Source organism: Pseudomonas saponiphila, assembly GCF_900105185.1.
GTDB lineage: Bacteria > Pseudomonadota > Gammaproteobacteria > Pseudomonadales > Pseudomonadaceae > Aquipseudomonas > Aquipseudomonas saponiphila.
The window spans coordinates 1,988,033-2,010,370 of sequence record NZ_FNTJ01000002.1 but is presented as its reverse complement, the minus strand read 5'-3'; the positions used below and the strand labels follow the sequence as shown (position 1 = coordinate 2,010,370).

The window sequence follows — 22,338 nt, the reverse complement described above, 5'->3', positions numbered from 1 at the left end:
CAAACCCAACACAGATAAATCCCAATAAATTCAATGCCCTAATAGCTTTTGTGTTGAGTGTGTTGGGTTTGTTGGGTTTTTCAGTCCTCGCATGAGAAGAATTTGCAGCCTTTGAAGCGGCTACAAATAACGTCACGCATGCGCGCACGCGTAGCCAAACCCAACACACCCGACACACAGCGCTAGAACCCCTGAAATAGAAGGGTTTGACCTGTGTTGAGTTGCCAAAACCAACCCGACACACACCCAACACACCCAACACACATTCAGGCGCAGTCATGGTGTAGGCCCCTTCACATGGTCCCAGCTGTCCACACTCCAACCCGCGAGCCGTGCACGGGCCCGCCACTCCTCCACCTGCTTGCCCAGGTCGGCCGCCTTCATCGAAGGGGGCGGGGAAGGATCAAGATGCGCAGGAAAGAAGAACGCGCCGAACCGGCGGTTATTCCCCTCGCTCCAAGGGATCGCCCGCGTCTTATCGACCTCTGAACTGAGGAACAGCGAGAACTTGGTCTGGCTCATGGCGTGTTCCTTGTTGCGCTGACACCACTCCAGGAACACCGAGTACACATCCGAAGACAGGCACGGCCCCCAGAGGCCATAACCCAGCTCGCCATAGCGCCACAGATGCAAGAACGTCTGCCAGGCGGCCCGGCTCAAGGCCACCAGTCGTTCCCGGGCCTCGGTCGAGGGTGGCCGTGTGCGCTGGTTGAAGTCGCCAAGGTCAACCGAAAGCAGCCAGCCATAAAGCGCTGCAACGCCGCCCTCTTCCAGCTCCTTGCCTATCGCCTTCTGCCGCTCCACCGGCAACGTTTCCATGGGCCACATGACCAGCATCCGGCGGTCGCTGTCGCTGATCGGCCACGGCAGGATCTCGTTACTGAGGAACACCGCGTTCATGTGGTTGGCTTCTTCCCAACCATTGATGAACTTCGATTCCATCCGCACGGTTTTACCCGTGATCAAGTGCTTGATCTTGCCCACCTGGTTGTAGCGCTGGTCACGACTGACCACCTCTTCAAACACCGACCAGAGCTTGCGGCTTTGCCAGGCGTTGAAGTTGCTTTCCAGCTGGGTCTGGCCCACGGTTGCCGCGTACTGGCCGTACAACATGCCCAGCGCATCGGCGAACAGCAGGCTTTTACCCGAGCCTTCCATGGTGCTGTGCATCAACACTGCGGTATCCATCTTGGCGCCCAGGTGCTGCAACGGGTACGCCAGCCACCGCGTAAGCCACTGCACCGCGGCTTCGTCGTTGTTGCACAGAAACGAGATCAACCAACGCAGGTTCTTGCAGGCTTCATCATTCCGGACAGGCTCCAGCGGCAGCCCGTCAAAGGTGTTGATGTAGATCGATGGGTCTTTCGTCATGGTCGGGTCGAACACAATGTGTTCAACGTCCACCGTCCGCCGCTCGCTGCTGTTGAGCCATAGCGGATAGGTATCGCCGAGGGCCATCTTTACCGCGCCCTCGGCAATACGCCGCTTCTTCTCGCGGTCCCAGACGTCCTTCGTCCCGTCGATATACACATAGCGATCAGTTGGCGACATGCCGAAGGCATCAGTCTTCTTGCCAGCCATGCGCCGCGCCTGCTCAATGTCGCTGACATGGTCAGCGGAGATAAGGCGCTTGGCGGTGTTGTCCAGCCACTCCTTGGCAATGGGCTTGCTCACCCGCGCTTCAAATGCCGACTTCTTCATGGCCCGCGCTTGATCGCAGTCCCAGACGTGTGTGGTGCCCTCGATCAGCGCAAACCGACGCAGCACTTGTTCAGGCGTCAAGACCTCCCCCGCGCCCCCCATAGGAGCCGGAGCGGCCTCGCTTTCGCCAGTTGCACCGACCCGGCCCGGCCCGCTCATGTCCTCAGAAGGGGGCGGGGGAAGGTCTCGGGGATCTGGCCGCGACGCATGCTGCATACCGAGCAAGCGCGCCGCCTCCTTCACCGCCCGGGACTGATCGCCGTTGTGTTCCAGCAGGCAATAGACCTCGAAAGCATCGTTCTGGTGACCGTTGGCCAGTGGGTCGGCGCCATGGTGCGAGTAAACCTTGCGTTCCTTGACCGTAATACCTGGCATGCCGGTGCTACTTTGCGCATACAGCCATTTACTGCCCCGCTTGATATAGCCATGGGCGCGCAGCAGCTCCTCGACATCGTGACAACGGTTGAATTCATCGATCACCGACGGCTGGTCACCCTTGGGAGGCGGTCGCTTGATCGCCTTGCCCGGTTCCTTCTTGGGCTTCGGCGCCCACGGGCATGCTGCCTCGGCATCCCGCTTGAAGATGTCCCAGTTGTTCCAGATCTTAAGCAGCTCAACCGGCAGCACCGGCAGCCCCTCAGCCGCATTAGGCGCTTTCCGCCAGAAATACGGCTTACCTGTGCCTGGGTGAATCGAGGGTGGCAACACGTCCTGCCCCAGGCCGGCGCGCAGCTCCAGCACCGTGAAGCGCTGGAACTGTTGCGCCTCGGCCTTGGCTGCTGCCTCCCCTGCCAGATCACCAGCTGCCTTTGCTGCCTTGGCCTGAGCCGTCAGCCGCTTGTAGATCGACCCGTCCGGGTCATTTTCATTCGGCCAGGACAAGGAATGGCGGGTTAGCTCCAGATCATCCGGAACCCGGAACATCACACGAAAGCGCGCCGGGTTACCGACCACCGTCGGGAACACCAGCGCCATAGCATCCAGGTCGATGCCGTGAAGTTCGTAGAGTACGTGCCGGGTCCACTGGACATCATCGACATCGAGCGAGCAGACCCGGCTCGGGCCTAGCACCACACCCAAGTTGTGCGCGGGGTTTCGTTGCCAGAACTCCGATGCCGTGTCGGCATCGGTGAGATAACCGCCTGGTTTGTTCCAGCCCATCCCCTTGGGGGCCTTCTCCCCTGGGTCGATGGGAACCAGGGCTAGATCGAAATCCTCGACATAGCGCCGCGCCCACTCTGCAGTAGGCACGTCATTTACCTGTTCACTCATCTGCGCCGCTCCCGCAACTCCTGGCAGCTGACGCAGGTCTGACAACCCCTGACTTTCTGCTGCCTGAGAAGCGGGATAGGCTCGTCGCAGTCTTCACAGAATTCCGCGCTGGCGGCGGTCGACGCTTGGCGCTGGCGGCGGTCCAGCGCCACCTGCAAGAAGTACTCGGCCTGGTCGTTGGCGATATCGATCACATCAGTCATGGAGGTGTTCCTCCATAGCAGCCCGGGCCCCGGCCATTATCCCGAGGACAGCACGAATCACGTCCGCGCCGTGCTTCTCCAGGTCCTCTACTTCGTGAGGCTCCCAGATGTTGTCGGCGGCACCGTGGTGCATACTCGAAACGAACATGCCGGTTTCGTGCAGTAGCCGACTGACTGCCTGCAAGGCTTGGTATGTTGGTGCGGCAGGTTCGGGCTTGTACCAGACCATCCCTGCTGGACGCATTAGCGCGTCCAGCAGCACCTCGCTTTGGGTCAGTCGGATAACCTCTTCAAGCTCGTCCGGGTCCAGCCAGCGATGCTCGAAATCGTGCTTGAGCTTCTTCTGCAGGGTGTCGTAATCCATGACCATGTCCACCGCCAGTGCGGTGACGCCGCCCCGGTAGCTATGGCCGGCGCGGTAGAGCGCCTTACGCAATGAAAGTACCGGCTCGATGGCCGATGGTTTAGCGATGCGACTCATAACCGTAAATACCCCTTTTACGGTCTAGCCAGACTTTAGGGCGCGCCCTATCATCCGACCCAAGACCGGTGTGCTGTGCTAATCGTGCTGTGCAGCACGGCTCATCGTTCCAGTCAGTCCGGGGAGTTCTTGTGGTGAGATGCCCCGGCCCGACGCCTCCAGTAACGCGTTGTGTATCTATGCAACCTGTTACGATCGGCCTTGCTTTTCGTGGTGAGAGGTACAAGGCCGGTGTTTCAAGTGGCGGCATTCATGTGCTGGTGCTGCCACTGCTGGGCCGGGAATCTTGTGGTGAGAATTCCCGGGCCAGCACCCTTTATGCTGCTCTGGAGCCCCGCAGATATGCCCAATCAATATCAGGGCGAAGCTCCTCACACGTAACAGCACCCCGCGTTTCACGCTCCAGATTCACAGCCAGACCGCCAGAGGCACGACGGTTGCCGTAAGCAATTTGCTTAAGCTGACCCGTCGTGGTTTTACAGCGACCTGCCAGGTTTTCTACCTGCAATTTGTCGAGAGTCTTCATGTATGTATGCAAGCTCATGTGCACCTCCGTTTGGCAAAAGACTAGCAGCCGCTAACGACATTAACAATAGCCGCACGTAATTTACAAAACGCTAAACGATTCTAAGATGCGTAGATGAATATCAGCCAGCTACGAATTGACACGCTCAAGAAGCTTATCGGCGACCTCAAAACCAAAGAGTTCGCGGATCGCTACAACCTGGATGCCTCCTATATTTCCCAGCTCTTGAATGGGCATCGTCCCTTGGGCGATAAAGCTGCCAAGAATCTAGAAGATAAGATTGGCCTCCCTGGTGGAACTCTCTTGATGCCCGCGCTTTCGGCCCAGGAAGGCCAGGTGCTTGGCATTGCAGCAAGCTCCAACGCAGCAAACAGTTTCCGGCGGGTACCTATTCAAGGACTAGCCCAAGTGAAACCAGATGGATTGTGGGATGAACTGACACCAACAAGTGGCTGGATGAACGTTCCCACTCTGGACCCTACAGCGTATGCCTTACGCATTAAGGGGGACGCAATGGCCCCAGCCATTCGAAATGGATGGCTTGTTTGGTGCGAACCGAGGCAAGAATTGGTGCCAGGGGAGTACGTATTGGTTATTCGGAGCAACGGTGAATCGATGATCAAGGAACTTCTCTACGCAAACGACGAAGAGGTTAGCCTGATGTCCGTTAACGACACCTACGGCCGGCTGACGCTACAACGCTCTGAAATCGCCAAAATCCACTACGTAGGCGGCATCATGCCACCAAGCAAGATTCAGAACTGAGTAACTCCCCAGCATCAAAAAAACCGCCCTGTGCGGTTTTTTTTTGCATTACGTAAAAATATATAGCCACAGCTATTGTTAAATCAGTTAGCCGTTGCTAACGTTTGCTCGTACATCTCTCACCACGAGTACGAATCATGCAAACGACTACACAGCACAGCCCCAACCGCTGCCCGGTGTACCTCCACCCCGCAGCCTGCACCAGCCCCGCCGCGGTTGAAGCCATCCAGCGCCAAACCGGGCTGCTTGTGATCACCACCACCCGCCGCACCGCGACCACCAAGCCCGTGGACTTCGGCCCATTCGGAGGCGATGCAGCATGAAGCCCATTCTGATCGGCCTCGCTGGCCCGGCTCGCTCGGGTAAATCAACTGCTGCTGAACACCTGGTGCGCAACCACCTGCTGGAGCACTACGCCTTCGCCGACCCAATACGCGCAGGACTCATGGAGATGTTCAACCTCGATCCGGACGACTTCGAGGGCGAGCGCAAAGAACAACCCCTGCCCTGGCTTGAGCGGTCTCCGCGGGAGCTGATGCAGTCGATGGGCACCGAGTGGGCGCGCCAGATGGTGCACCCAGACATCTGGGTGAAGATTGCCGAGCAAAACCTCAACTACCTACAAAACTCGCTGTCGAGCGTGATCGGCTTCGTTGTCAGCGATGTGCGCGTCGAGAACGAAGCCGAGTTCATCCGCAGGCGCGGCGGCACGATCATCCACATCCACCGTCCCGATGCTCCATCAGTGAACCCACATATCACCGAGGCCAGCATCTCTAAACGTCAGGGCGATCTGATCGCGCGCAACACAGCCGACCTGGCCTCACTGCGACAGCAAGTCGACTGCTGTGTAGAGATCATCCGACAACGCGAAAAACGCCCTGCAGCTTGAGGCCATCGCCATGAACCGCACCCTCGACGAAACCGCGGCACTGCTCGGGCTCAAGCCCCGAGCCTTCCGCGCCAAGCTCCGTGAGCTGCATGTACTGGCCAAGGACGGGACCCTGGCCAGCCACCACCGCGACCAGGGCAACCTGTTCGCCGACCCGCGCTCGGTACAGATCGGCAAGTCCGGCCAGGTTCGGCATTACGCAGTGGTGATGGTCACCGAAACCGGCGTGTCGTACCTCGCCAAAAAACTGGGCGTCACCATCGCGAACAAGGAAGCCGCAGCATGAAGACCAACTACTTCAACGCATTCACCACCACCGGCGACACCCTGGCCTTGATTCCGATCTACCTCGGCAGCCCCGGAGCGGTGTCTGGGCCGACGCTGATCGGCAAACCCCAGGGCCTTGGCTTGTTGCCGAGCAGCGCCATCGAACTCGCCGAAGTATTCCACCGCGTCAACAGCATCATCCAGCCCGGACAAACCGCATTCGTCACCCCGACGAAGACACCGGAAACACCATTCGGCGCGGTCATTGCCGATGCCCGGGGCCGCATCTGCGCAACCGGCCGAGCTGCCGACGCCCGAAGTCTCGCCGACTTGATCCGCCACAAGCTGCAGCCCGCCGTGGGGGCCGGGGAGGCCAGCCCATGAGCGAAACCCTCGACCAGTTACGACGCCAGTTCGCAACCCCGTGCCCAACCCTGGCAGCCGTGCGCCAGGAGTATTTCCCGCACATCCAGACAGACAAGTACCTGCTGGCAGAGATCCGCAAAGGGCGAATCAAGTTGACGGTCAAGCGCATTCACCACTCAACCCGTGCCCCGTGGGTGGTCTACCTGCACGACCTGGCCGCCTACCTCGACGCCCAGGCCAGCAAAGCCGCGGCATAGCAACGGTAGCCCCTGCCGTCCAGGGGCAACAACCAGTGAGACACAGCACATGAAACCAACCGACACCGCCGAATTCATCGGCGAACTGAACGCCGGCGTATTCGCCAGCCAAATCGGACATGCCCTGTCCGAGGTGGCCGCCGGCGTAGTCGATCACAGCAAGGTCGGCACCGTGACCATCACCTTCACGTTGAGCCAGATCGCGTCCAGCCATCAGGTGACCGTCAACCACAAGCTGGCCTACAAGGTGCCCACCAAGCGCGGCAGCCGCAGCGAGGACACCACCCTCGACACGCCCATGCATGTCAACGAAGGCGGCCGCCTGACCCTGTTCGCCGAGGCGCCAGGCCCGGGGCAGCTCTTCGACCGACAAGACGCTCCGATTCACGCCAAGTCGTAACCCTAAGTCCATACCTCTCACCACAGAAGGAACCGATCCATGGAAGCCCAAGCAGTTCAGTTGATTCAGGACACCGCCATTCTTGCCCATGCCAAGCCCCTGGACACGCACACCCCAGCCCTGGTGCTGCCGTCCGACCAGAAGATACACAGCATCGAAATGTTCCAGCCTCTGCGCAGCCGCTTCCGGGGTGCGCTGGTCACCCACTCGCTGCATGACTTCGGCAACTACGTGCAACAGCACAGCGCAGAAACTCCGACCACAGGCTTCGTCGACGCCGAGCAGATGCGCTGCACCGTGTACTTCAACCTGGGTGACATCACTGCCCCCGGGCACGGCGACTTCACAGCAACGCTGAACCTGCGCAAGACCGCCGGGTTTCTGGCACTGGAGCGCGCCGCCGCCACGACTTTCCCGCAGAAAGACCTGAGTGATTGGATCGAAGACTGGGCCTCTAACCTGACTTCCCTGGCCGCCGACGACTCCCCCATCGACTTGCGCAAAGCAGCGAGTGCCATTCGCTCGATCAGCATCGAGCAGGCCCGCAAGAGTGAGCACGTCGTGGGCGATCTGAGCGCATCGCGCTCCGCCATGGACCAGATCGAGGCCAAGTCGTCCGAAGGGCTGCCCGCTGAATTCCGCTTCACCGTCGAGCCCTACGAAGGGCTCACGGCGAGAACCATCCGCTTGCGTGTGGCGGTACTGACCGGCGGCGACAAGCCACTGCTCAAGCTGCGCTGGATTGGCGAGGAACAACTGCGCGAAGACCTGGCCCAGGAGTTCAAGGAAGTCGTCCAGGCCGATGTGGGCACCGCCGCAACGCTGACCATCGGCAGCTTCAAGCTGGCGTAACCACCTGCAACACCCCGCCGCCGTCCTCTCACCACTTATCCGTCCGGCGGCGGGCTCTAACGAGGATCACAGCACATGCAAACTCAACACCTGATCATCATCGCCACGGGCCAGCTGGCCGGGCTGGTTCTACTGGGCTACTTCATCCGCCGGGCGTTCCTGCGCGCCTTGGCACGCGCCACAGCAGACGACCGCGACCGTATCCACGCCCTGAGCAACGACCTGGGGCGCGCAGCCGAGCGCTGCCAAGTGCTGGCGGCCCAGGTGGCCGAACACCAGGGCCAGCAACTCCAGCTCAAGGCGCAGCCCTTCACCCTGGAAGACCAGCAGACCCTGATCAGCATCGCACAAGCACTCGGCCTGGCCTCCTCGACGTACAAGGCGATCCCTGGGACCGCCCCCGTCCAGGCGAAAGCAGATGCCCTGGCCGCCCAGGCACGCGCCCTGGCCTATCGGGTCTTCAACACCGCCACCGCGGGCGGCGCAATGAACGCAGATTCACTCGATACCAAGCTGATCGAGTGGCTGAACACTCACGGCAGCTTCTGGCCCGAGCTTGAAAACAGCACCGTTACGTTCCCTCACGAAGCCAACACCGAGGGCTACCCGCACATTCGGGACGCCCTGCGCGAGGCCTACGAGCTGCACCTGCAGCACGAAGCTGGCGAACTGGTCGTGGAGGACGCGGCATGAGTTCCTTGAAAAAACCTCCCTTCGACTTCAAGACTCAATATTCCCTGAGCCTTAACGCCCAGGATGATGAAATCGTTGTCGACTTCTTTTGCGGTGGCGGCGGCGCAGGCACCGGACTGGAGATGGGCCTGGGTCGCAAGGTCGACGTGGCCAAGAACCATAGCCCCGCCGCGATCAGCATGCACACCGCCAACCACCCGCACGCCCGGCACTACACCACCGACGTATTCGAGGGCGACCCCGACGAGGAATGCCAGGGCCGCCGCGTTGGCTGGTTCCACATGAGCCCCGACTGCACCCACCACAGCCAGGCAGCCGGCGGACAACCGCGCAAGCGCGAGATCCGCAACCTGTCGTGGATCGGCCTCAAGTGGGGCGGCAAAAAGAAGCCTCGCGTCATCAGTCTGGAGAACGTGAAGCAGATCCTGCAATGGGGCCCCCTGATCGCCAAGCGCGACAAGGCCACCGGCCGGGTAATGAAACTCGACGGCACCGTGGCCGCCACAGGCGAGCGCGTGCCGGTGCACGAACAGTTCCTGGTGCCAGACCCGAAACGTCGCGGCGTCACCTGGCACCGGTTCGTCCAGTTGCTGGTGGGCATGGGCTACCAGGTGGAATGGCGCATCGTGAAGGCTTGCGACTACGGCGCACCAACCACCCGTGAACGCCTGTTCATGATCGCTCGATGCGACGGCCAGCCCATCGTGTGGCCAGAACCGACCCACGCAAAGAAGCCCGCCAAGGGTCAGCAGAAGCACCGCACCGCTGCCGATTGCATCGATTGGACTGTGCCGAGCAAGAGCATTTTCGGACGCAAGAAGCCCCTGGCAGAGGCCACGCTGCGCCGGGTTGCAAAGGGCATGAAGAAATTCGTCTTGGACAACCCGACCCCGTTCATAGTGCCGATAGCCAACTGGTCGGGGGAAAGTGCGCAACCCCTAGCCGAACCTTTGCGCACCATCACGTCATGGCCACGCGGGGGCACTTTCGCCATGGCAAGCCCTACCTTGGTACAGACCGGGTATGGAGAACGCGAAGGCCAGCAACCACGCGCCCCGGGCATCGATCAGCCTCTGGGCACAGTCGTCGCCGGCGGCATCAAGCATGCCCTGGCCAGCGCTGTGATCCTGCCAGCAACTCACCAGGGCAGCGATCGCACCAACGACCCGGCCGAACCGTTGCCAACCGTGACCGCTGCCAACCGAGGCGAACTGATGCTGGCCAGTCCGGTGCTGGTGACCGCCGCGCACGGCGAAGGAAAGCCGGGCGGCGCACAGCGCTGGGGGAACGGCAGCAAGTCAGCCAGCGAACCGCTGGGAACTGTCACAGCCAGCGGTGGCCATTCGATTGCTACTGCGCACCTGGTCAAATTCCGTTTCAACAGCGAAGGCGCAGCCATCACCGATCCGGTGCCCACCATCACCAGCGGCGGCAACTACAAGCGCCCGGCGGGGGCAGCTCATGCCCTGGGCACCTGCACAGCCTTCATGGAACAGGCCAATGGCGGCTTCAACACCACCCACGCCAAAGGAGTCACCGACCCCATGACCACTGTGACCAGCAGCGGCAGCCAGCAGCGACTGGTAACCGCCAACCTGGCCACCCTGCGCCGCAACTGCACCGGGGTCGCCATTGAAGACCCCGTGCCAACCATGACCGCCGGCGCCGAGCATCACGCTCTGGTCGAATACAAGCTGTCGCCTGAGCATGAAGCCGGTGCCCTTCGCGTCGCGGCCTTTTTGATCCGCTACTACGGCACTCACAACATGAGCGCCTGCGACGAACCGCTTTCAACGATCACCACCAAGGACCGCCTAGCCCTGGTCACTGTGTACGTGAAGGGCACGCCTTATGTGATCGTCGATATCTGCTTGCGCATGCTCCAGCCGCACGAGCTGTACCGCGCTCAGGGCTTCCCGGCCAGCTACATCATCGACCGCGGTGCCGATGGCAAGCCGTTCACCAAGACCGAACAAGTCCACATGTGCGGCAACAGTGTTAGCCCGCCGCCGATGGCTGCGCTGGCAAGAGCTAACGACCCTTGGCGCCAAACCAAACAACTCAAGGAGGCCGCATGAGCCAGAAACCTCTATGCGACTGCAACCAGGGTTGCTTGCCCTGCACCTGCAGCCCTCAACGCCAGGTAGCCCAACAACAGCAGGATCAGAACGCCGCTCGCCAGCGTATCGCCGTGCTTGAAAACGCCTACGTCCGGGCCGGCGAGCGCGAGCATGAACTGCGCGTCAAGCTGCACGCAGCCAAGCAGAAACTGGCCGAAATGGATGCGCTGTTCGGAGCATACGGCGACACGCTGCGCCCGTTCCTGGCGTTGATGGTCCGCGAGCTGAAGGCCAACAGTCATAAGGGCGACCGTGATGGCTGGCTTCGCATGACTGCCGCAACGGCCTTCAACGAGATCACGCACCACCAAGACAAGCTCGGCGAGGCGCTTTCCGCCCTGGACTACCCGCAGATCAGCGAGTACGCGGCCGACGTAGCCAACTGCTGCATGATGCTGCTGGATGTGATGGGGCTTCTATCCGCCAGCGCAGAGCCGACCACGCCAAAAACCCTTCCAAGGGCGCACGACGTAATGATGTTTCAGCGCAGTACGGGACCAAGTTCGCCGGCCGAGCGCGACGAGCGGGCGGAGTTTGTTGTGCCTGAAGGTTATGCGCTCGTTCCGAAAAGCATGCTGCTCGACAAGGAGGTAATCGGCGCAATCAACTTCCACTGCGGCGACACCGACGAGGAAGAAGGCGGACAGTTTGGCCAATACGCCGACGGCCGCCTGTGGGTTGGTTACGTTCTCGATGACGACGGGAATAAGGTCCACGGGCTGCATATTGCGACCGATGAATACTGGGAAGAAGGCAGCACCACCCTGGTGGAATTCCCGGAGGCCCGCGCCGCCCTGGAGCGCAAGCCATGAAACCAGGACATGAACGCCCAGTTGATCGAATGGCCGCCCGAGTGGTGGGAGCCGGTATCAACTACGAATTCAAGGTGAGTGAAGGCGCAGTCAACTCGTTCCTTCCGCTTCCAACACGCCCGGTTAGCCGAGCCGAAACGCACCAAGCATGCTTCACAGACCTGACCACCACAAAGTTTGGTCGACTTACCGTAATCGGTATTTCTGCCGAGGTTAACGCACGCTGGGTTGTTCGTTGCGTATGCGGCACCTACGGCCTGCGAACCGCGAAAGCCATCAAGAACGCAGCGCCCGATGCCTGCTGCCACCAATGCCACCTGCTGGCGCTGGCCAAGCGAAAGGACCTAGCGCGCCGGACGGGCCGAGTTGTTCCAGTCGAGGAATTCCTTAAATGAGCAAGCAGGCTATACAGGCGAAAACAGCCAAAGGAAACGAACGTCCGATCCTGTTCAGCGGGTCAATGGTCCGCGCCATCCTGGAAGACCGGAAGACAGTCACGCGGCGTCCAGTAAAAGGAGGCCAGACACCCACCGAAGACGCCGCCGGCAATGACGGTGGTCCACGCTGGAGCGCCATCGGCCAACGCCATCCACGCTATGGGTACTGTGTCTTCGGCGAGACTGAGGCGGAGTGTGCCCAGGAGCTGGCCGAGCGCGGTGTCTGCCCCTACGGGCGGCCCGGTGACCGGCTGTGGGTGCGCGAGGTGTGGGTAGCGGATGCCCAGGTTAATGCGGTAGCGCCGCGAGATCTGAGCCAAGGCGAGCCGATCCGGTACCCAGCAGATGGGGGTGCCCGGCAGACTGGGTGCGCCATGATCACGCCAGGTAAATCGCGCCCGTCCATTCACATGCCGCGCTGGGCCAGCCGCATCCTGCTGGAAATCACCACGGTGCGTGTCGAGCGGCTGCAGGACATCAGCGAGGAACAGGCGCTGGCCGAGGGGATCGCAAAGCACCCAGGCGGCGGCCACCACGTCGAAGACGGCAAGCATTACTGGGCCAGCCCCATTGATTCGTTTGCAGGGCTCTGGTCTTCGGTCGGCGGCGACTGGGACGCAAACCCCTGGGTCTGGGTCGTCGAGTTTCGGAGGGTGCAGCCATGATCCTCCCATATGCCGCCCTGCTTTTCATGGCATGGAACATCTACACGGGGCCAAGACCATGAATCAAGCTATCGCCTACACCAAAGCCTGCCTGCATCGTGCAATCAACCAGGGCGACAAGACGCTGACGATATCGGTGCTTGACCTCAAGGACATCCTGGCCGAGCTGGAGAAGCTGGAGACCCGCCAGGACCCCGAACGCCCCAGCGCACCGCTAGTGGGCTGGGCAGACCCTGAGAAGATCCAACAGATGCGCCAGGGCCAACGCCGGTACCTCACCGTCAGCCGCAAGAAAGGCGAGACGTTTACCCAACAGGTCTGCGCCTCATCCGCGCAGCAGGTCAGCGATACCACAAAGGAGGCAGCATGAGCGCCGCAGAGAAAATCGATCTTCACATCACGCCAGGCGCCTGGTTCCGCCAAGACCTGCTGTACCCGGTGTTTGGGTTAAGTACCGAAGCGGTCCGCAAGTACCGCACTCGTGGCATCTGGCTGGAGGGCAAGCACTACCGTACAGACCCGGCCAACGTGCTGGTCTACAACAAGGAAGCCATTGAAAAGTGGATGGCCGGCCAACCATGAAGGAGAAAATGCCAACAGGCGTCGAGATGAACGGCAAGCAACTCCGCATTGTGTTCATGCTACACGGGCAGCGGTGCCGCGAACCGCTGCCCGGCATAGTTGCCGTCAACAAAGCTTCGATTGCCTATGCCGACAACAAGCGCCGGACGATCCTTACAGAGATCAAAGAGGGACGATTTGACTACGCCGCCCACTTCCCCGAATCACCGAGGGCAACCATGTTCTCGGGTACCGGCGGCCACTCGACGAAACGAACTGTGCAGGAAGGCATAGATAGGTGGCTTGAGGTACAACGCGCACTTCGAGCCTCCAGCACAGTCGCGAACTACGCAAGTAAATCGAAACACGTCGGCGCCAAATTCGGCAAACGGCGCATTGTCGACATCAGCAAAAGCGATATCGAACTGTTCCAGGCGCATCTGCTCAAGCAGAGCCTGTCCCCGAAGACCGTAAACGATATTTTCACCGTAGTCCGTGGGGTTTGGGCCGACGCCTTTGGCGACGGAATACTGAAATTGCGGATTTCGGTGAACGTGACCGAGCGTTTCGCTAATACGTGACCGGTGCTTCCACCCCGGTTGCGCGGGTTCTGGATTGTAATCGCATCGGTCACGATGCGGCTTGTTCCTCGGCTTTTTTTCGGCGCAGCGACTCGCCTTTCATCGTCAGTCGGTAGGCGTTGTGCACCAGGCGGTCGAGGATGGCATCGGCCAGGGTCGGGTCGTTGATCCAGCCGTGCCAGTGCTCGATGGGCAGTTGGCTCGTCAGGATGGTGGAGCGGCTGCCAGCGCGGTCGTCGATCACCTCCAGCAGGTCATGCCGGGCTCCTTCCTCCAGCGGGGCTAGCGCCCAGTCGTCCAGCACCAGGACGTCGACCTTTGCCAGCTGTTGCAGGGTACGGCCGAAGCTGCCGTCGCCATGAGCGATGCGCAGTTGTTCCAGCAGGCGCGGGGTGCGCAGGTACAGGGTGCTATAGCCCTGGCGGCAGGCCTGGTTGCCCAGGGCGCAGGCCAGCCAGGTTTTGCCGGCACCGGTCGGGCCGGTCAGCAGCAGGTTGTGCTGCTGGCGGATCCAGTCGCCACTGGCCAGGGTGGCGATCAGACGCTCGTCCAGGGCGCGTCCGGTGCGGCGGTCGAGATCTTCCAGGCAGGCGTTGGCGTACTTGAGCTTGGCCTTCTTGCGCAGCCGTACCAGGCGCTGGTTGTCACGCCAGGCCAGTTCGCGGTCGAGCAGTAGGCCGAGGCGTTCATCGAAGCTCAGGCTGTGGCTGGCCGGCAGCGTCCATTGCTCTTCCAGGGCGCGGGCCATGCCGTCCAGGCGTAGCTGGTGCAGTTGATTCAGGGTGTGTTGCGGCATCATCGAACAGCTCCTGTTGCGGGGGTTGGTAGTAGTCGGCGCCACGGACGTTCTCGTGGTCGCCGGGTAAGGTCGTTTCGGCGGCACGCTGGGGCAGCGGCTGTTGATCCAGGCCTTGCTGGAGCAGGTTGCGCACGCTGCGCCCGGTGAAGGCGCGCAGGTGTACGGCACGTTCGGCAGCGGCTTCCAGGCGTGCATTGCCATAGCGCCGGGCCAGCGAGAGCAGGCCGAGGCAGGCGCGGTAGCCCATCTCCGGGTGCGGCTTGTGGGTCAGTTGGTGATCGATCAGTTGGCGCGTGTAGGGGCCGATCCGCGCGCCCCAGTCGAGCAGGCGTTGTGGCGTCCATTCGCGATGCGCCTGGTGCGCCGCGGGCATGTGCTCGCGCTGGGTACTGTAAGCGCCGCGTCGCCCCAGCAGCAGGTGGCTGGCCACCCGCCGGTTGCCATGCAGCACTTCCAGGGTGTGTGCCGTCAGTCGCACGTCCACGTTCTGCCGGGCCAGGGCGGAGGGCACGCTGTAGAAGCTGCCATTGACCTCGATGTGGTAGTCGATGCTGACCTTGCAGCGCTTGAAGGTGGCGACCTCGTAGGGATGCACCGGCAGCGCTCGCAAGGCCGGGCGATCCAGGCGCTCGAACCAGTCGCGCCGGCAGCCATCGAGCCGCTTGAACGGGCGCCGATTCAGATCCTCCAGCAGCTCGGCGATGGCCTGGTTAAGCGCATGCAGGCTGAAGAACTGCCGATGGCGCAGCCGCGCCATGATCCAGCGCTCGACCACCTGCACCGCCACCTCGGCCTTGGCCTTGTCCTGAGGCTTGCGTGGCCGTGCCGGCAGGATCACCGTCTGGTAATGACGCGCGCACTCCAGCGTGGCCCGGTTCAGGCCCGGCTCGTAGCGATCCGGCTGGGCGACCAGGGCGCGCGGATTGTCCGGCACAACCATTTCCGGCACGCCGCCAAAGTAGGTCAGAGCCTGGCCCAGCGAGGTCAGCCAGTCCACCTGGGTTTCGCCTGGCGTCGCGCAGGCATAGGTGTAATTCGAGGCGCCCAGGGCGGCGACGAAGATGTGCGCCCGGCGCACTTCGCCGGTGGCCGGGTCGACCACCGGCAGCGTCGGCCCGGCATAGTCGATGAATAGCTTCTCGCCCGCACGGTGCAGCTGACGCATCGAACGTTTGAGCGTCTGGGCGTAGCGCCGGTAGTGCTCGACGAACTGGGTGTAGCGGTAGGTCGGCTGGCCCGCATGCGCGGCGAGATATTCCTCCCACAGCAGCTGCAAGGTCACGCCCTTGCGTCGCAACTCGCGGTGGATGCTCAGCACATCGGGCAGCACTCGCTCACCGCGCGGCTTGTTCGTCGACGTCGGTGCAAACAAGGCGGCCGCCAGCGCGGCCTCGTCCATGGCCACCAGCGCCGGCCAGTCCAGCCCGGCCACCCGCGCCGCCGCGATGTACTTGCTAACCACGCCCTTGGACAGCTGCAAGGCACGGGCAATCTTCTCGTGGGACAAGCCGGCCTCAAACTTGAGGCGCAGACATTCTTTGATGTTTCGCATGGCTACTCGCGGCGCCGCCATCTTCCTCTCCCGAAATCGGTCGAGGATGGCGGCGCATCAGGTCATGCGCAACGAAGGGGAAGGCTTTCGCTAAGTCGTGACCGGCGATTTCGGTAAGCCGTGACCACCTGTTTCGGAACAGGCGGAAAATCGGTCACGTTGCTACCGAAATGAGCGGTCACGCGTTAGCGAAATGACCGGTCACGATCAACCGAAACGGCCGGTCACGGTGCTCCGAAATCCGCACTGAAATCAAACCCTCTGGAGCGGATCAGCAATGTCGGTACCGATTCCGACTCGGAACACGCCGACCCTTTTAGTCGCGAGGAAATCGAGCTAATTGCGACGGGCGACCCAGAGCGCCTGGAGGATGCCCGCATGCTGGCCTTCAACTGCTGGACCGGCCTGTCAATGTCCGAAATCATCGCCCTGGCCCTTGAAGATGTAGACCTCGTCGCCGGCACCGTTCATGTGCGCCGAGCCCTAGTCGTGGGGGAATTCAAAGTACCCAAGGAACGATCACGGATACGGATCGTCGAGCTGATAGATCCAGCCCTAGACCTGATGCGCGAGATTGTTGCTGCAGCACAGACTGCACCAGCAGTTGAGATCAAAGTGATGCAGCGCGATAACATCACAGCGAAGAAACAGAAGGTCCGGTTCCTTTTCCGCAATTCAAGAAGCGCCGTGCTTTGGAACGGCAAAACCCTTAGCAAATGGTTTACCACCCATCTGAAAAAGATCGGAGTCCGGCACCGCGGCGCCAACCAATGCCGCCACACCTTCGCGAGCCAGATGCTGTCGAGTTACGTTCCTGTCGAGTGGGTGGCGCGCCAGCTGGGCCACGCTGACACAACCATGGTAAGAAAGCACTATGGCCGCTGGATACCCAAGGACACCAAGAGTATGGCGGGTATCGTGTCGAAAATGCTCGGGTTCCGGGCGGCCTAAAGCGGCCCTGCATGCTGCATCTTTTGCCCTAAAAATGCCCTAACAAGTACTACAGAAACGAAAAAGCCCCCGTAATCTTCAATGATTACGGGGGCTTAGTCTTGTTCAATAATGGCGGAGAGATAGGGATTCGAACCCTAGGTACCGGTGAAGGTACAACGGATTTCGAATCCGTCCCATTCGGCCACTCTGGCATCTCTCCAACGGCGCGCATCATAACAGCACATTTGCTCGAAGCGAAGCCCCTTGAGCGAATTTTTTCCGTGCTATCAGATGCTTGCGTCGATTACAGCGGCACGCCGAGGCGCTGGGCCACTTCTTCGTAGGCTTCGATGACATCACCGAGGCCCTGGCGGAAGCGGTCCTTGTCCATCTTCTTCTTGGTGTCCTTGTCCCACAGGCGGCAGCCGTCCGGGCTGAACTCGTCGCCCAGGACGATCGAGCCGTCGCTGAACACGCCGAACTCCAGCTTGAAGTCCACCAGCAGCAGGCCGGCGTCATCGAACAGCTTGCTCAGCACTTCGTTGACCTTGAGCGACAGCTCTTTCATGCGCGCCAGTTGCTCGGCAGTGCCCCAGCCGAATGCCACTACGTGGGATTCGTTGATGAACGGGTCGCCCTTGGCGTCGTCCTTGAGGAACAGTTCGAAGGTGTAGGGGTTGAGCTTCATGCCCTCTTCCACACCCAGGCGCTTGACCAGGCTGCCGGCGGCGTAGTTGCGCACCACGCACTCCACCGGAATCATGTCGAGCTTCTTCACCAGGCACTCGTTGTCGCCCAGCAGCTTGTCGAACTGGGTCGGAATGCCGGCGGCTTCGAGTTTCTGCATGATGAAGGCGTTGAACTTGTTGTTCACCATCCCCTTGCGGTCCAGCTGCTCGATGCGCTTGCCGTCGAACGCCGAGGTGTCGTTGCGAAACAGCAGGATCAAGCGGTCGGCGTCATCGGTCTTGTAAACCGACTTGGCTTTGCCGCGGTAGAGTTCTTCACGTTTTTCCATGATGGGCTCCGCTTGCTACGTAGGTGGGCTAGGCGATGTGACGCCAGTCGAGCCCTGAATCTTGATCGGCCAGTTGCAGCCAGTCCGGGTCGCACCCGAGGGTGTCGACAAAACATTGCCGGGCCAGCTGCGGCAGGTTGTTCTTGCTGCTCAGATGGGCGAGGACCAGGTGCTGCAGGTCCCGCCATCCCAATTCGGCCACCAGGCTTGCGGCCTGATGGTTGTTCAAATGTCCCTGGTCGCCACCGACCCGCTGCTTGAGAAAATACGGGTAATAACCGCGGGCCAGCAGGTCCCGGCAGTGATTGGCCTCGATCATCAAGGCATCCAGGCCACGGTAGCCTTCCAGTACGCCGGCGCAGTAGGAACCCAGGTCGGTCAGCAGGCCAAAACGCCGCTGGCCGTCACTGAAGACAAACTGGGTAGGCTCCTGGGCGTCGTGGGCGACGGCAACCACGTCAATGCGCATGGTGCCGATCTGCAGTGGCTCGCCACCACGGACAAAACCCGCCACCTCGACCGGCTTGCGCATCCCGCGCAAAGTGCCCTGGCTGAGGTAGACCGGTAGATTGTAGCGCCGAGACAGCAAACCCACGCCATGCACGTGGTCGGCATGCTCGTGGGTCACCAGGATGGCGCTCAGCTGCGAGGGATGGACTCCCAGGCGCAGCAGGCGCCGCTCGGTTTCCCGCAGGGAGAAACCACAATCCACCAGGATGTAAGTGTCAGCACTGGCGATCAGCGTGCCATTCCCTTGGCTACCACTGCCGAGAACGGCAAAACGCATCTGATCAGCCCAGGTTGTCCTGAATCACGCCCAGCACTTTGCGCGCCACATCGGCCGGCGCCACGGTGTTGATGTTCTTCTCGACGGTGACCTGGACGTTGTCGCCGACCTTGCTCAGGCGAACCTGATAGCGCTCGGCGCGGGCTTCGATCTCTTCCGTGGCCGGCTTGCTGCCGAACAACTTGCCGAAGAAGCCCGGCTCGTCGTTTTTCTTCTCGGCTTTTTCCGCCAGGTTGATGTAGTACAGGCCCAGGCTGCGGTTGATGTCCTCAACCCGCCATTCGCCCTGCTCCAGGGCGCGGCCCACGCTGGACCAGGCGCGATCGAGGTCGGCGCCCAGGTTCAGCACCGGGTTGCCGCTGCCGTCTTCGCTGAGGCTGACCCGGCTTGGGGTATCGAAATCACGAGCCGCCAACAGGGACACAGAACCGCCTTTTTCGGCAGTACGGCTCATGCTGGCGAGCATGTCGTCCACCAGCGCCGCGTCCAGTCCGGTGTTGAGCGAACGGTTGGTGAACTCCACGTCGGCGCTGCTGCCGGCGGGACGCTCGGCGCTGACCACGTAGACTTCACTGGTGTTGCGCTGCACGCCCGGCTCGATGCGTACCCGCACGCGGGTTTCGCTGTCGGCGGCAACGCCGGCGCTGCTCAGGCGCTTGGCCACGGACGCGGAAAGCTCGTCGGAACGCTGCCAGCGGGTGGTGAACTCGCCGGTTTGCGGACGCTGCTGATCCAGGCGAAAGCCGTTGTCCTGGAAGAACTGCACCGCCACTGGCCAGACCTCGGCCGGTGGATGCTGGGCCATGACCCAGCGCGAATCACCGCTCTTTTGCAGGCTGTAGTCGCTGGCATCGGCAATCGCCGACAGCGGCTGCGGACGAGGCACCTGGTACTCGCCCTTGACGTTGTCGTCAGCGACGTTGCGCGGGATCGGCAGCAATGGATCCAGACGCTTGGAGGTCTGTACATCCGGCGGCAGTTGCATCGGTGCTGTTTGTTGCGCTTGCAGGTAATCGCTACCCCGGTCACGGAAGTAGCCTTCCGGGCCCCAGATCCAACCGCAGCCACTGGTGCTGGAGATAATCAAGGCAAGTGCGGAAAGTCCGGCCATTCGCTTCATGCGTTGTACTTCCTCAATTAAACCAAGACGCCGGACTGGCGCATGGCCTGCCGCAGCGGTTCGTGACAGGCGGCACTGAGCCAGGTGAGCGGCAGACGGATACCGTCCGGCATCAAGCCCATTTCGTGCAGGGCCCATTTCACGGGAATAGGGTTGGATTCGATGAACAGTGTCTTGTTCAGCGGCATCAGGGTTTCGTGGATCTCGCGGGCCTTGGCGGCGTCGCCGGCCATGGCCGCGGCGCACATCTGGCTCATGGCCCGGGGTGCGACGTTGGCGGTCACCGAGATATTGCCCTTGCCGCCCAGCAGGATCAGCTCGACCGCGGTGGCGTCATCGCCGGAGTACACCAGGAAATCCTCAGGCACGCCGGCCAGGATCGCCTTGGCCCGCTGCAGGTCGCCGGTGGCTTCCTTGATGCCGATGATGTTCTTCACGCTGGACAGGCGGATCACGGTCTCGGCCTGCATGTCGCATGCGGTGCGGCCTGGAACGTTGTAGAGGATCTGCGGGATGTCCACGGCCTCGGCAATGGCGCGGAAATGCTGGTACAGGCCTTCCTGGGTCGGCTTGTTGTAGTACGGAGTCACCAGCAGGCAGGCATCGGCGCCGGCGATCTTGGCGTTGGTGGTCAGTTCGATCGCTTCACGCGTCGAGTTGGCGCCGGTACCGGCAATCACCGGGATGCGCCCTGCAACCTGGGCCACCACCCGACGAATCACTTCGATGTGCTCGTTGACATCCAGAGTGGCCGATTCACCTGTGGTGCCGACCGCCACGATGGCGTTGGTGCCCTCTTGCAGGTGGAAGTCCACCAGTTTGCTCAGGCTGTCCCAGTCGAGATTTCCCTGTGCATCCATGGGTGTGACCAGTGCCACCATACTGCCCGCAATCATGCAACCGCTCCTGCCGGAAAAAGAGAGCGGTAATGGTACTGGCGCCAAGTTCCTTGCACAAGCGAAGTCCCGCGCCGTGAGCATTCCCCTGAGCGATGGTTTTCGCTACCCTTCAGGCTTTGATCGCTACCGATAAGCGTGTAAACCGGGTTATCACCTGCCTGTCGCTTCTCCAAAGCCCCATTCCTGCATTGCCAGCCCGTGTTCCGGAGGTTTCGGGACCTGTCGCCGGCTGGTGCTTCGGGGCCCCGAGAAGTCCCTGGCGGCGCTTGCCCGACACCGACTTGTCAAAAAGTATCGACCGCTCATCGCTTTAGGAATGCTGCATGTCCACCCCCACAGTTCGCGAACAATTCCTTGTCATCAGTGCCCTCGGCGCCAACCCCATGGAGCTGACCAACGTCCTGTGCCGCGCCAGCCATGAAAACCGCTGTGCCGTCGTGACCTCGCGCCTGACCCGGCATGGCGAGTGCAGCGCCCTGGTGCTGGAGATTTCCGGCAGCTGGGACGCCCTGGCGCGCCTGGAGAGCAGCCTGCCATTCCTGGCCAAGAAGCACGCCTTTACCGTCAATGTGGTGCGCAGCGCAGCCCTGGAAAGCCGTCCCCAGGCTCTGCCGTATGTGGCTTATGTCAGCGCGGCGTACCGCTCGGATATCGTCAACGAGCTGTGCCAATTCTTCATCGACCACCATGTCGAGCTGGAAAACCTCACCTGCGATACCTACCAGGCTCCGCAGACCGGGGGCACCATGCTCAACGCCACCTTCACCGTGACCCTGCCCGCCGGCACCCAGATCAGCTGGTTGCGCGATCAGTTCCTGGATTTTGCCGATGCCATGAACCTCGATGCGCTGATCGAACCCTGGCGCCCACAGAACCCAATGTAAGGAAGCCCCATGGCCGTTGCTATCGATCAACCTATTGCCGATTTCCAGGCCCCTGCCACCAGCGGCCAGACCATCAGCCTGTCCGGTCTCAAGGGCAAGCAAGTGGTGATCTACTTCTATCCCAAGGACAGCACCCCGGGCTGCACCACAGAGGGCCAGGGCTTTCGCGATCAATACGCCGCCTTCCAGGCTGCCAACACCGAAATCTTCGGTGTTTCCCGCGACAGCCTGAAATCCCACGAGAACTTCAAGTGCAAGCAGGAATTCCCCTTCGAGCTGATCAGCGACAAGGACGAAGCCGTCTGCCAGTTGTTCGACGTGATCAAGTTGAAGAAGCTCTATGGCAAGGAATACCTGGGCGTGGACCGCAGCACCTTCCTGATCGACAAGGACGGTGTACTGCGCCAGGAATGGCGCGGGGTGAAGGTTCCGGGCCACGTCGACGCCGTACTGGCCGCGGCCCAGGCCCTGAACAAGGCCTGAAATGACCGGGGC

General features: G+C 61.5%; 29 protein-coding genes and 1 tRNA gene. 19 read left to right on the top strand and 11 right to left on the bottom strand.

Going from position 1 to position 22,338, the window contains the following annotated elements; all coding sequences use genetic code 11:
• Positions 1 to 276 precede the first annotated feature (276 nt).
• The 4 genes from BLV47_RS31140 to BLV47_RS31125 all read right to left on the bottom strand — a co-directional run bounded on the left by BLV47_RS31140 (position 277) and on the right by BLV47_RS31125 (position 4,201).
• Positions 277 to 2,973 carry a bifunctional DNA primase/polymerase gene (locus BLV47_RS31140; protein ID WP_092320367.1) on the bottom strand — a complete coding sequence of 899 codons (2,697 nt, stop codon included), beginning with the start codon at positions 2,971 to 2,973 and terminating at the stop codon, positions 277 to 279.
• Positions 2,970 to 3,176 carry a TraR/DksA C4-type zinc finger protein gene (locus tag BLV47_RS31135; RefSeq protein ID WP_092320366.1) on the bottom strand — a complete coding sequence of 69 codons (207 nt, stop codon included), beginning with the start codon at positions 3,174 to 3,176 and terminating at the stop codon, positions 2,970 to 2,972. Before BLV47_RS31135 ends, BLV47_RS31140 begins: the two co-directional genes overlap by 4 nt.
• Positions 3,169 to 3,657: a phage regulatory CII family protein gene (locus tag BLV47_RS31130; RefSeq protein ID WP_092320365.1), complete on the bottom strand. Its 489-nt coding sequence runs from the start codon at positions 3,655 to 3,657 to the stop codon at positions 3,169 to 3,171. The genes BLV47_RS31135 and BLV47_RS31130 overlap by 8 nt, the downstream gene beginning before the upstream one ends.
• Before the next feature lie 316 nt (positions 3,658 to 3,973).
• Positions 3,974 to 4,201, bottom strand: coding sequence for a transcriptional regulator (locus BLV47_RS31125; RefSeq protein ID WP_092320364.1), 228 nt, complete (start codon positions 4,199 to 4,201; stop codon positions 3,974 to 3,976).
• A 96-nt stretch (positions 4,202 to 4,297) separates the two neighbouring features.
• On the opposite strand from BLV47_RS31125, the gene BLV47_RS31120 reads away from it, so the two are divergent.
• From BLV47_RS31120 to BLV47_RS31050, 16 genes are all read left to right on the top strand, one after another.
• The gene (locus BLV47_RS31120; protein WP_092320363.1) at positions 4,298 to 4,948 is read left to right on the top strand and encodes a S24 family peptidase; all 651 of its coding nucleotides are present in this window, start codon (positions 4,298 to 4,300) and stop codon (positions 4,946 to 4,948) included.
• A 137-nt stretch (positions 4,949 to 5,085) separates the two neighbouring features.
• A complete protein-coding gene (locus BLV47_RS31115) occupies positions 5,086 to 5,271 on the top strand; it encodes a hypothetical protein (protein ID WP_092320362.1) in 186 nt (61 codons plus the stop codon).
• On the top strand, positions 5,268 to 5,840 hold the full coding sequence (locus tag BLV47_RS31110; protein WP_092320361.1) for a deoxynucleotide monophosphate kinase family protein: 573 nt from the start codon (positions 5,268 to 5,270) through the stop codon (positions 5,838 to 5,840). Before BLV47_RS31115 ends, BLV47_RS31110 begins: the two co-directional genes overlap by 4 nt.
• 10 nt (positions 5,841 to 5,850) lie before the next feature.
• Positions 5,851 to 6,126, top strand: coding sequence for a phage antirepressor KilAC domain-containing protein (locus tag BLV47_RS31105; protein WP_092320360.1), 276 nt, complete (start codon positions 5,851 to 5,853; stop codon positions 6,124 to 6,126).
• Positions 6,123 to 6,491, top strand: a complete 369-nt coding sequence (locus BLV47_RS31100) for a hypothetical protein (protein WP_092320359.1) — start codon at positions 6,123 to 6,125, stop codon at positions 6,489 to 6,491. Before BLV47_RS31105 ends, BLV47_RS31100 begins: the two co-directional genes overlap by 4 nt.
• Entirely contained in the window at positions 6,488 to 6,730 is a 243-nt protein-coding gene (locus BLV47_RS31095; protein ID WP_092320358.1) for a pyocin activator PrtN family protein, read from the top strand. The genes BLV47_RS31100 and BLV47_RS31095 overlap by 4 nt, the downstream gene beginning before the upstream one ends.
• Before the next feature lie 49 nt (positions 6,731 to 6,779).
• A complete protein-coding gene (locus BLV47_RS31090) occupies positions 6,780 to 7,130 on the top strand; it encodes a hypothetical protein (protein WP_092320357.1) in 351 nt (116 codons plus the stop codon).
• Between the two features lie 39 nt (positions 7,131 to 7,169).
• Positions 7,170 to 7,982, top strand: coding sequence for a DUF2303 family protein (locus tag BLV47_RS31085; RefSeq protein ID WP_092320356.1), 813 nt, complete (start codon positions 7,170 to 7,172; stop codon positions 7,980 to 7,982).
• Positions 7,983 to 8,057: 75 nt separating this feature from the next.
• Positions 8,058 to 8,675 carry a hypothetical protein gene (locus BLV47_RS31080; protein WP_092320355.1) on the top strand — a complete coding sequence of 206 codons (618 nt, stop codon included), beginning with the start codon at positions 8,058 to 8,060 and terminating at the stop codon, positions 8,673 to 8,675.
• Positions 8,672 to 10,753: a DNA cytosine methyltransferase gene (locus BLV47_RS31075; protein ID WP_092320354.1), complete on the top strand. Its 2,082-nt coding sequence runs from the start codon at positions 8,672 to 8,674 to the stop codon at positions 10,751 to 10,753. Before BLV47_RS31080 ends, BLV47_RS31075 begins: the two co-directional genes overlap by 4 nt.
• Positions 10,750 to 11,607: a hypothetical protein gene (locus BLV47_RS36635; protein WP_244168980.1), complete on the top strand. Its 858-nt coding sequence runs from the start codon at positions 10,750 to 10,752 to the stop codon at positions 11,605 to 11,607. The genes BLV47_RS31075 and BLV47_RS36635 overlap by 4 nt, the downstream gene beginning before the upstream one ends.
• A complete protein-coding gene (locus BLV47_RS35855) occupies positions 11,604 to 12,002 on the top strand; it encodes a hypothetical protein (protein WP_143038324.1) in 399 nt (132 codons plus the stop codon). Before BLV47_RS36635 ends, BLV47_RS35855 begins: the two co-directional genes overlap by 4 nt.
• A complete protein-coding gene (locus BLV47_RS31065; protein WP_092320353.1) occupies positions 11,999 to 12,709 on the top strand; it encodes a hypothetical protein in 711 nt (236 codons plus the stop codon). Before BLV47_RS35855 ends, BLV47_RS31065 begins: the two co-directional genes overlap by 4 nt.
• Positions 12,710 to 12,767: 58 nt before the next feature.
• Positions 12,768 to 13,079 carry a hypothetical protein gene (locus tag BLV47_RS31060; RefSeq protein ID WP_092320352.1) on the top strand — a complete coding sequence of 104 codons (312 nt, stop codon included), beginning with the start codon at positions 12,768 to 12,770 and terminating at the stop codon, positions 13,077 to 13,079.
• Entirely contained in the window at positions 13,076 to 13,291 is a 216-nt protein-coding gene (gene xisR / locus BLV47_RS31055; protein ID WP_092320351.1) for an excisionase family protein, read from the top strand. The genes BLV47_RS31060 and xisR overlap by 4 nt, the downstream gene beginning before the upstream one ends.
• Positions 13,288 to 13,851 carry an Arm DNA-binding domain-containing protein gene (locus BLV47_RS31050; RefSeq protein ID WP_244168979.1) on the top strand — a complete coding sequence of 188 codons (564 nt, stop codon included), beginning with the start codon at positions 13,288 to 13,290 and terminating at the stop codon, positions 13,849 to 13,851. The genes xisR and BLV47_RS31050 overlap by 4 nt, the downstream gene beginning before the upstream one ends.
• A 49-nt stretch (positions 13,852 to 13,900) precedes the next feature.
• On the opposite strand, the gene istB is transcribed toward BLV47_RS31050, so the two are convergent.
• Positions 13,901 to 14,650, bottom strand: coding sequence for an IS21-like element IS1474 family helper ATPase IstB (gene istB, locus BLV47_RS31045; protein ID WP_062838242.1), 750 nt, complete (start codon positions 14,648 to 14,650; stop codon positions 13,901 to 13,903).
• On the bottom strand, positions 14,538 to 16,223 hold the full coding sequence (gene istA / locus BLV47_RS31040) for an IS21 family transposase (protein WP_062838241.1): 1,686 nt from the start codon (positions 16,221 to 16,223) through the stop codon (positions 14,538 to 14,540). The genes istB and istA overlap by 113 nt, the downstream gene beginning before the upstream one ends.
• A 225-nt stretch (positions 16,224 to 16,448) precedes the next feature.
• Between istA and BLV47_RS31035 the strand changes: the two genes are divergently transcribed.
• On the top strand, positions 16,449 to 17,153 hold the full coding sequence (locus tag BLV47_RS31035; RefSeq protein ID WP_482822348.1) for a site-specific integrase: 705 nt from the start codon (positions 16,449 to 16,451) through the stop codon (positions 17,151 to 17,153).
• A 112-nt stretch (positions 17,154 to 17,265) separates the two neighbouring features.
• Here BLV47_RS31035 and BLV47_RS31030 read toward each other — a convergent pair.
• The 5 genes from BLV47_RS31030 to dapA all read right to left on the bottom strand — a co-directional run bounded on the left by BLV47_RS31030 (position 17,266) and on the right by dapA (position 20,956).
• Positions 17,266 to 17,355: transfer RNA gene (locus BLV47_RS31030), tRNA-Ser, on the bottom strand.
• Between the two features lie 84 nt (positions 17,356 to 17,439).
• The gene (purC, locus tag BLV47_RS31025; protein WP_060838001.1) at positions 17,440 to 18,153 is read right to left on the bottom strand and encodes a phosphoribosylaminoimidazolesuccinocarboxamide synthase; all 714 of its coding nucleotides are present in this window, start codon (positions 18,151 to 18,153) and stop codon (positions 17,440 to 17,442) included.
• Positions 18,154 to 18,181: 28 nt separating this feature from the next.
• A complete protein-coding gene (locus BLV47_RS31020; RefSeq protein WP_092320350.1) occupies positions 18,182 to 18,940 on the bottom strand; it encodes an MBL fold metallo-hydrolase in 759 nt (252 codons plus the stop codon).
• Between the two features lie 4 nt (positions 18,941 to 18,944).
• On the bottom strand, positions 18,945 to 20,060 hold the full coding sequence (gene bamC, locus BLV47_RS31015) for an outer membrane protein assembly factor BamC (protein ID WP_092320349.1): 1,116 nt from the start codon (positions 20,058 to 20,060) through the stop codon (positions 18,945 to 18,947).
• A gap of 17 nt (positions 20,061 to 20,077) precedes the next feature.
• Entirely contained in the window at positions 20,078 to 20,956 is an 879-nt protein-coding gene (dapA, locus tag BLV47_RS31010) for a 4-hydroxy-tetrahydrodipicolinate synthase (RefSeq protein ID WP_092320348.1), read from the bottom strand.
• 326 nt (positions 20,957 to 21,282) lie between these two features.
• Between dapA and BLV47_RS31005 the strand changes: the two genes are divergently transcribed.
• The gene (locus tag BLV47_RS31005; RefSeq protein ID WP_016963909.1) at positions 21,283 to 21,843 is read left to right on the top strand and encodes a glycine cleavage system transcriptional repressor; all 561 of its coding nucleotides are present in this window, start codon (positions 21,283 to 21,285) and stop codon (positions 21,841 to 21,843) included.
• 9 nt (positions 21,844 to 21,852) lie between these two features.
• Positions 21,853 to 22,326 (top strand): peroxiredoxin, encoded by a 474-nt coding sequence (locus BLV47_RS31000; protein ID WP_092320347.1) that lies wholly within the window; start codon positions 21,853 to 21,855, stop codon positions 22,324 to 22,326.
• The last annotated feature ends 12 nt before the right edge of the window (positions 22,327 to 22,338 follow it).

Bases quoted from the DNA above. Each gene is read 5' to 3' on its own strand.
- BLV47_RS31140 (WP_092320367.1), bottom strand. From the start codon at position 2,973: ATGAGTGAACAGGTAAATGACGTGCCTACTGCAGAGTGGGCGCGGCGC.
- BLV47_RS31135 (WP_092320366.1), bottom strand. From the start codon at position 3,176: ATGACTGATGTGATCGATATCGCCAACGACCAGGCCGAGTACTTCTTG.
- BLV47_RS31130 (WP_092320365.1), bottom strand. From the start codon at position 3,657: ATGAGTCGCATCGCTAAACCATCGGCCATCGAGCCGGTACTTTCATTG.
- BLV47_RS31125 (WP_092320364.1), bottom strand. From the start codon at position 4,201: ATGAGCTTGCATACATACATGAAGACTCTCGACAAATTGCAGGTAGAA.
- BLV47_RS31120 (WP_092320363.1), top strand. From the start codon at position 4,298: ATGAATATCAGCCAGCTACGAATTGACACGCTCAAGAAGCTTATCGGC.
- BLV47_RS31115 (WP_092320362.1), top strand. From the start codon at position 5,086: ATGCAAACGACTACACAGCACAGCCCCAACCGCTGCCCGGTGTACCTC.
- BLV47_RS31110 (WP_092320361.1), top strand. From the start codon at position 5,268: ATGAAGCCCATTCTGATCGGCCTCGCTGGCCCGGCTCGCTCGGGTAAA.
- BLV47_RS31105 (WP_092320360.1), top strand. From the start codon at position 5,851: ATGAACCGCACCCTCGACGAAACCGCGGCACTGCTCGGGCTCAAGCCC.
- BLV47_RS31100 (WP_092320359.1), top strand. From the start codon at position 6,123: ATGAAGACCAACTACTTCAACGCATTCACCACCACCGGCGACACCCTG.
- BLV47_RS31095 (WP_092320358.1), top strand. From the start codon at position 6,488: ATGAGCGAAACCCTCGACCAGTTACGACGCCAGTTCGCAACCCCGTGC.
- BLV47_RS31090 (WP_092320357.1), top strand. From the start codon at position 6,780: ATGAAACCAACCGACACCGCCGAATTCATCGGCGAACTGAACGCCGGC.
- BLV47_RS31085 (WP_092320356.1), top strand. From the start codon at position 7,170: ATGGAAGCCCAAGCAGTTCAGTTGATTCAGGACACCGCCATTCTTGCC.
- BLV47_RS31080 (WP_092320355.1), top strand. From the start codon at position 8,058: ATGCAAACTCAACACCTGATCATCATCGCCACGGGCCAGCTGGCCGGG.
- BLV47_RS31075 (WP_092320354.1), top strand. From the start codon at position 8,672: ATGAGTTCCTTGAAAAAACCTCCCTTCGACTTCAAGACTCAATATTCC.
- BLV47_RS36635 (WP_244168980.1), top strand. From the start codon at position 10,750: ATGAGCCAGAAACCTCTATGCGACTGCAACCAGGGTTGCTTGCCCTGC.
- BLV47_RS35855 (WP_143038324.1), top strand. From the start codon at position 11,604: ATGAAACCAGGACATGAACGCCCAGTTGATCGAATGGCCGCCCGAGTG.
- BLV47_RS31065 (WP_092320353.1), top strand. From the start codon at position 11,999: ATGAGCAAGCAGGCTATACAGGCGAAAACAGCCAAAGGAAACGAACGT.
- BLV47_RS31060 (WP_092320352.1), top strand. From the start codon at position 12,768: ATGAATCAAGCTATCGCCTACACCAAAGCCTGCCTGCATCGTGCAATC.
- xisR (WP_092320351.1), top strand. From the start codon at position 13,076: ATGAGCGCCGCAGAGAAAATCGATCTTCACATCACGCCAGGCGCCTGG.
- BLV47_RS31050 (WP_244168979.1), top strand. From the start codon at position 13,288: ATGAAGGAGAAAATGCCAACAGGCGTCGAGATGAACGGCAAGCAACTC.
- istB (WP_062838242.1), bottom strand. From the start codon at position 14,650: ATGATGCCGCAACACACCCTGAATCAACTGCACCAGCTACGCCTGGAC.
- istA (WP_062838241.1), bottom strand. From the start codon at position 16,223: ATGGCGGCGCCGCGAGTAGCCATGCGAAACATCAAAGAATGTCTGCGC.
- purC (WP_060838001.1), bottom strand. From the start codon at position 18,153: ATGGAAAAACGTGAAGAACTCTACCGCGGCAAAGCCAAGTCGGTTTAC.
- BLV47_RS31020 (WP_092320350.1), bottom strand. From the start codon at position 18,940: ATGCGTTTTGCCGTTCTCGGCAGTGGTAGCCAAGGGAATGGCACGCTG.
- bamC (WP_092320349.1), bottom strand. From the start codon at position 20,060: ATGAAGCGAATGGCCGGACTTTCCGCACTTGCCTTGATTATCTCCAGC.
- dapA (WP_092320348.1), bottom strand. From the start codon at position 20,956: ATGATTGCGGGCAGTATGGTGGCACTGGTCACACCCATGGATGCACAG.
- BLV47_RS31005 (WP_016963909.1), top strand. From the start codon at position 21,283: ATGTCCACCCCCACAGTTCGCGAACAATTCCTTGTCATCAGTGCCCTC.
- BLV47_RS31000 (WP_092320347.1), top strand. From the start codon at position 21,853: ATGGCCGTTGCTATCGATCAACCTATTGCCGATTTCCAGGCCCCTGCC.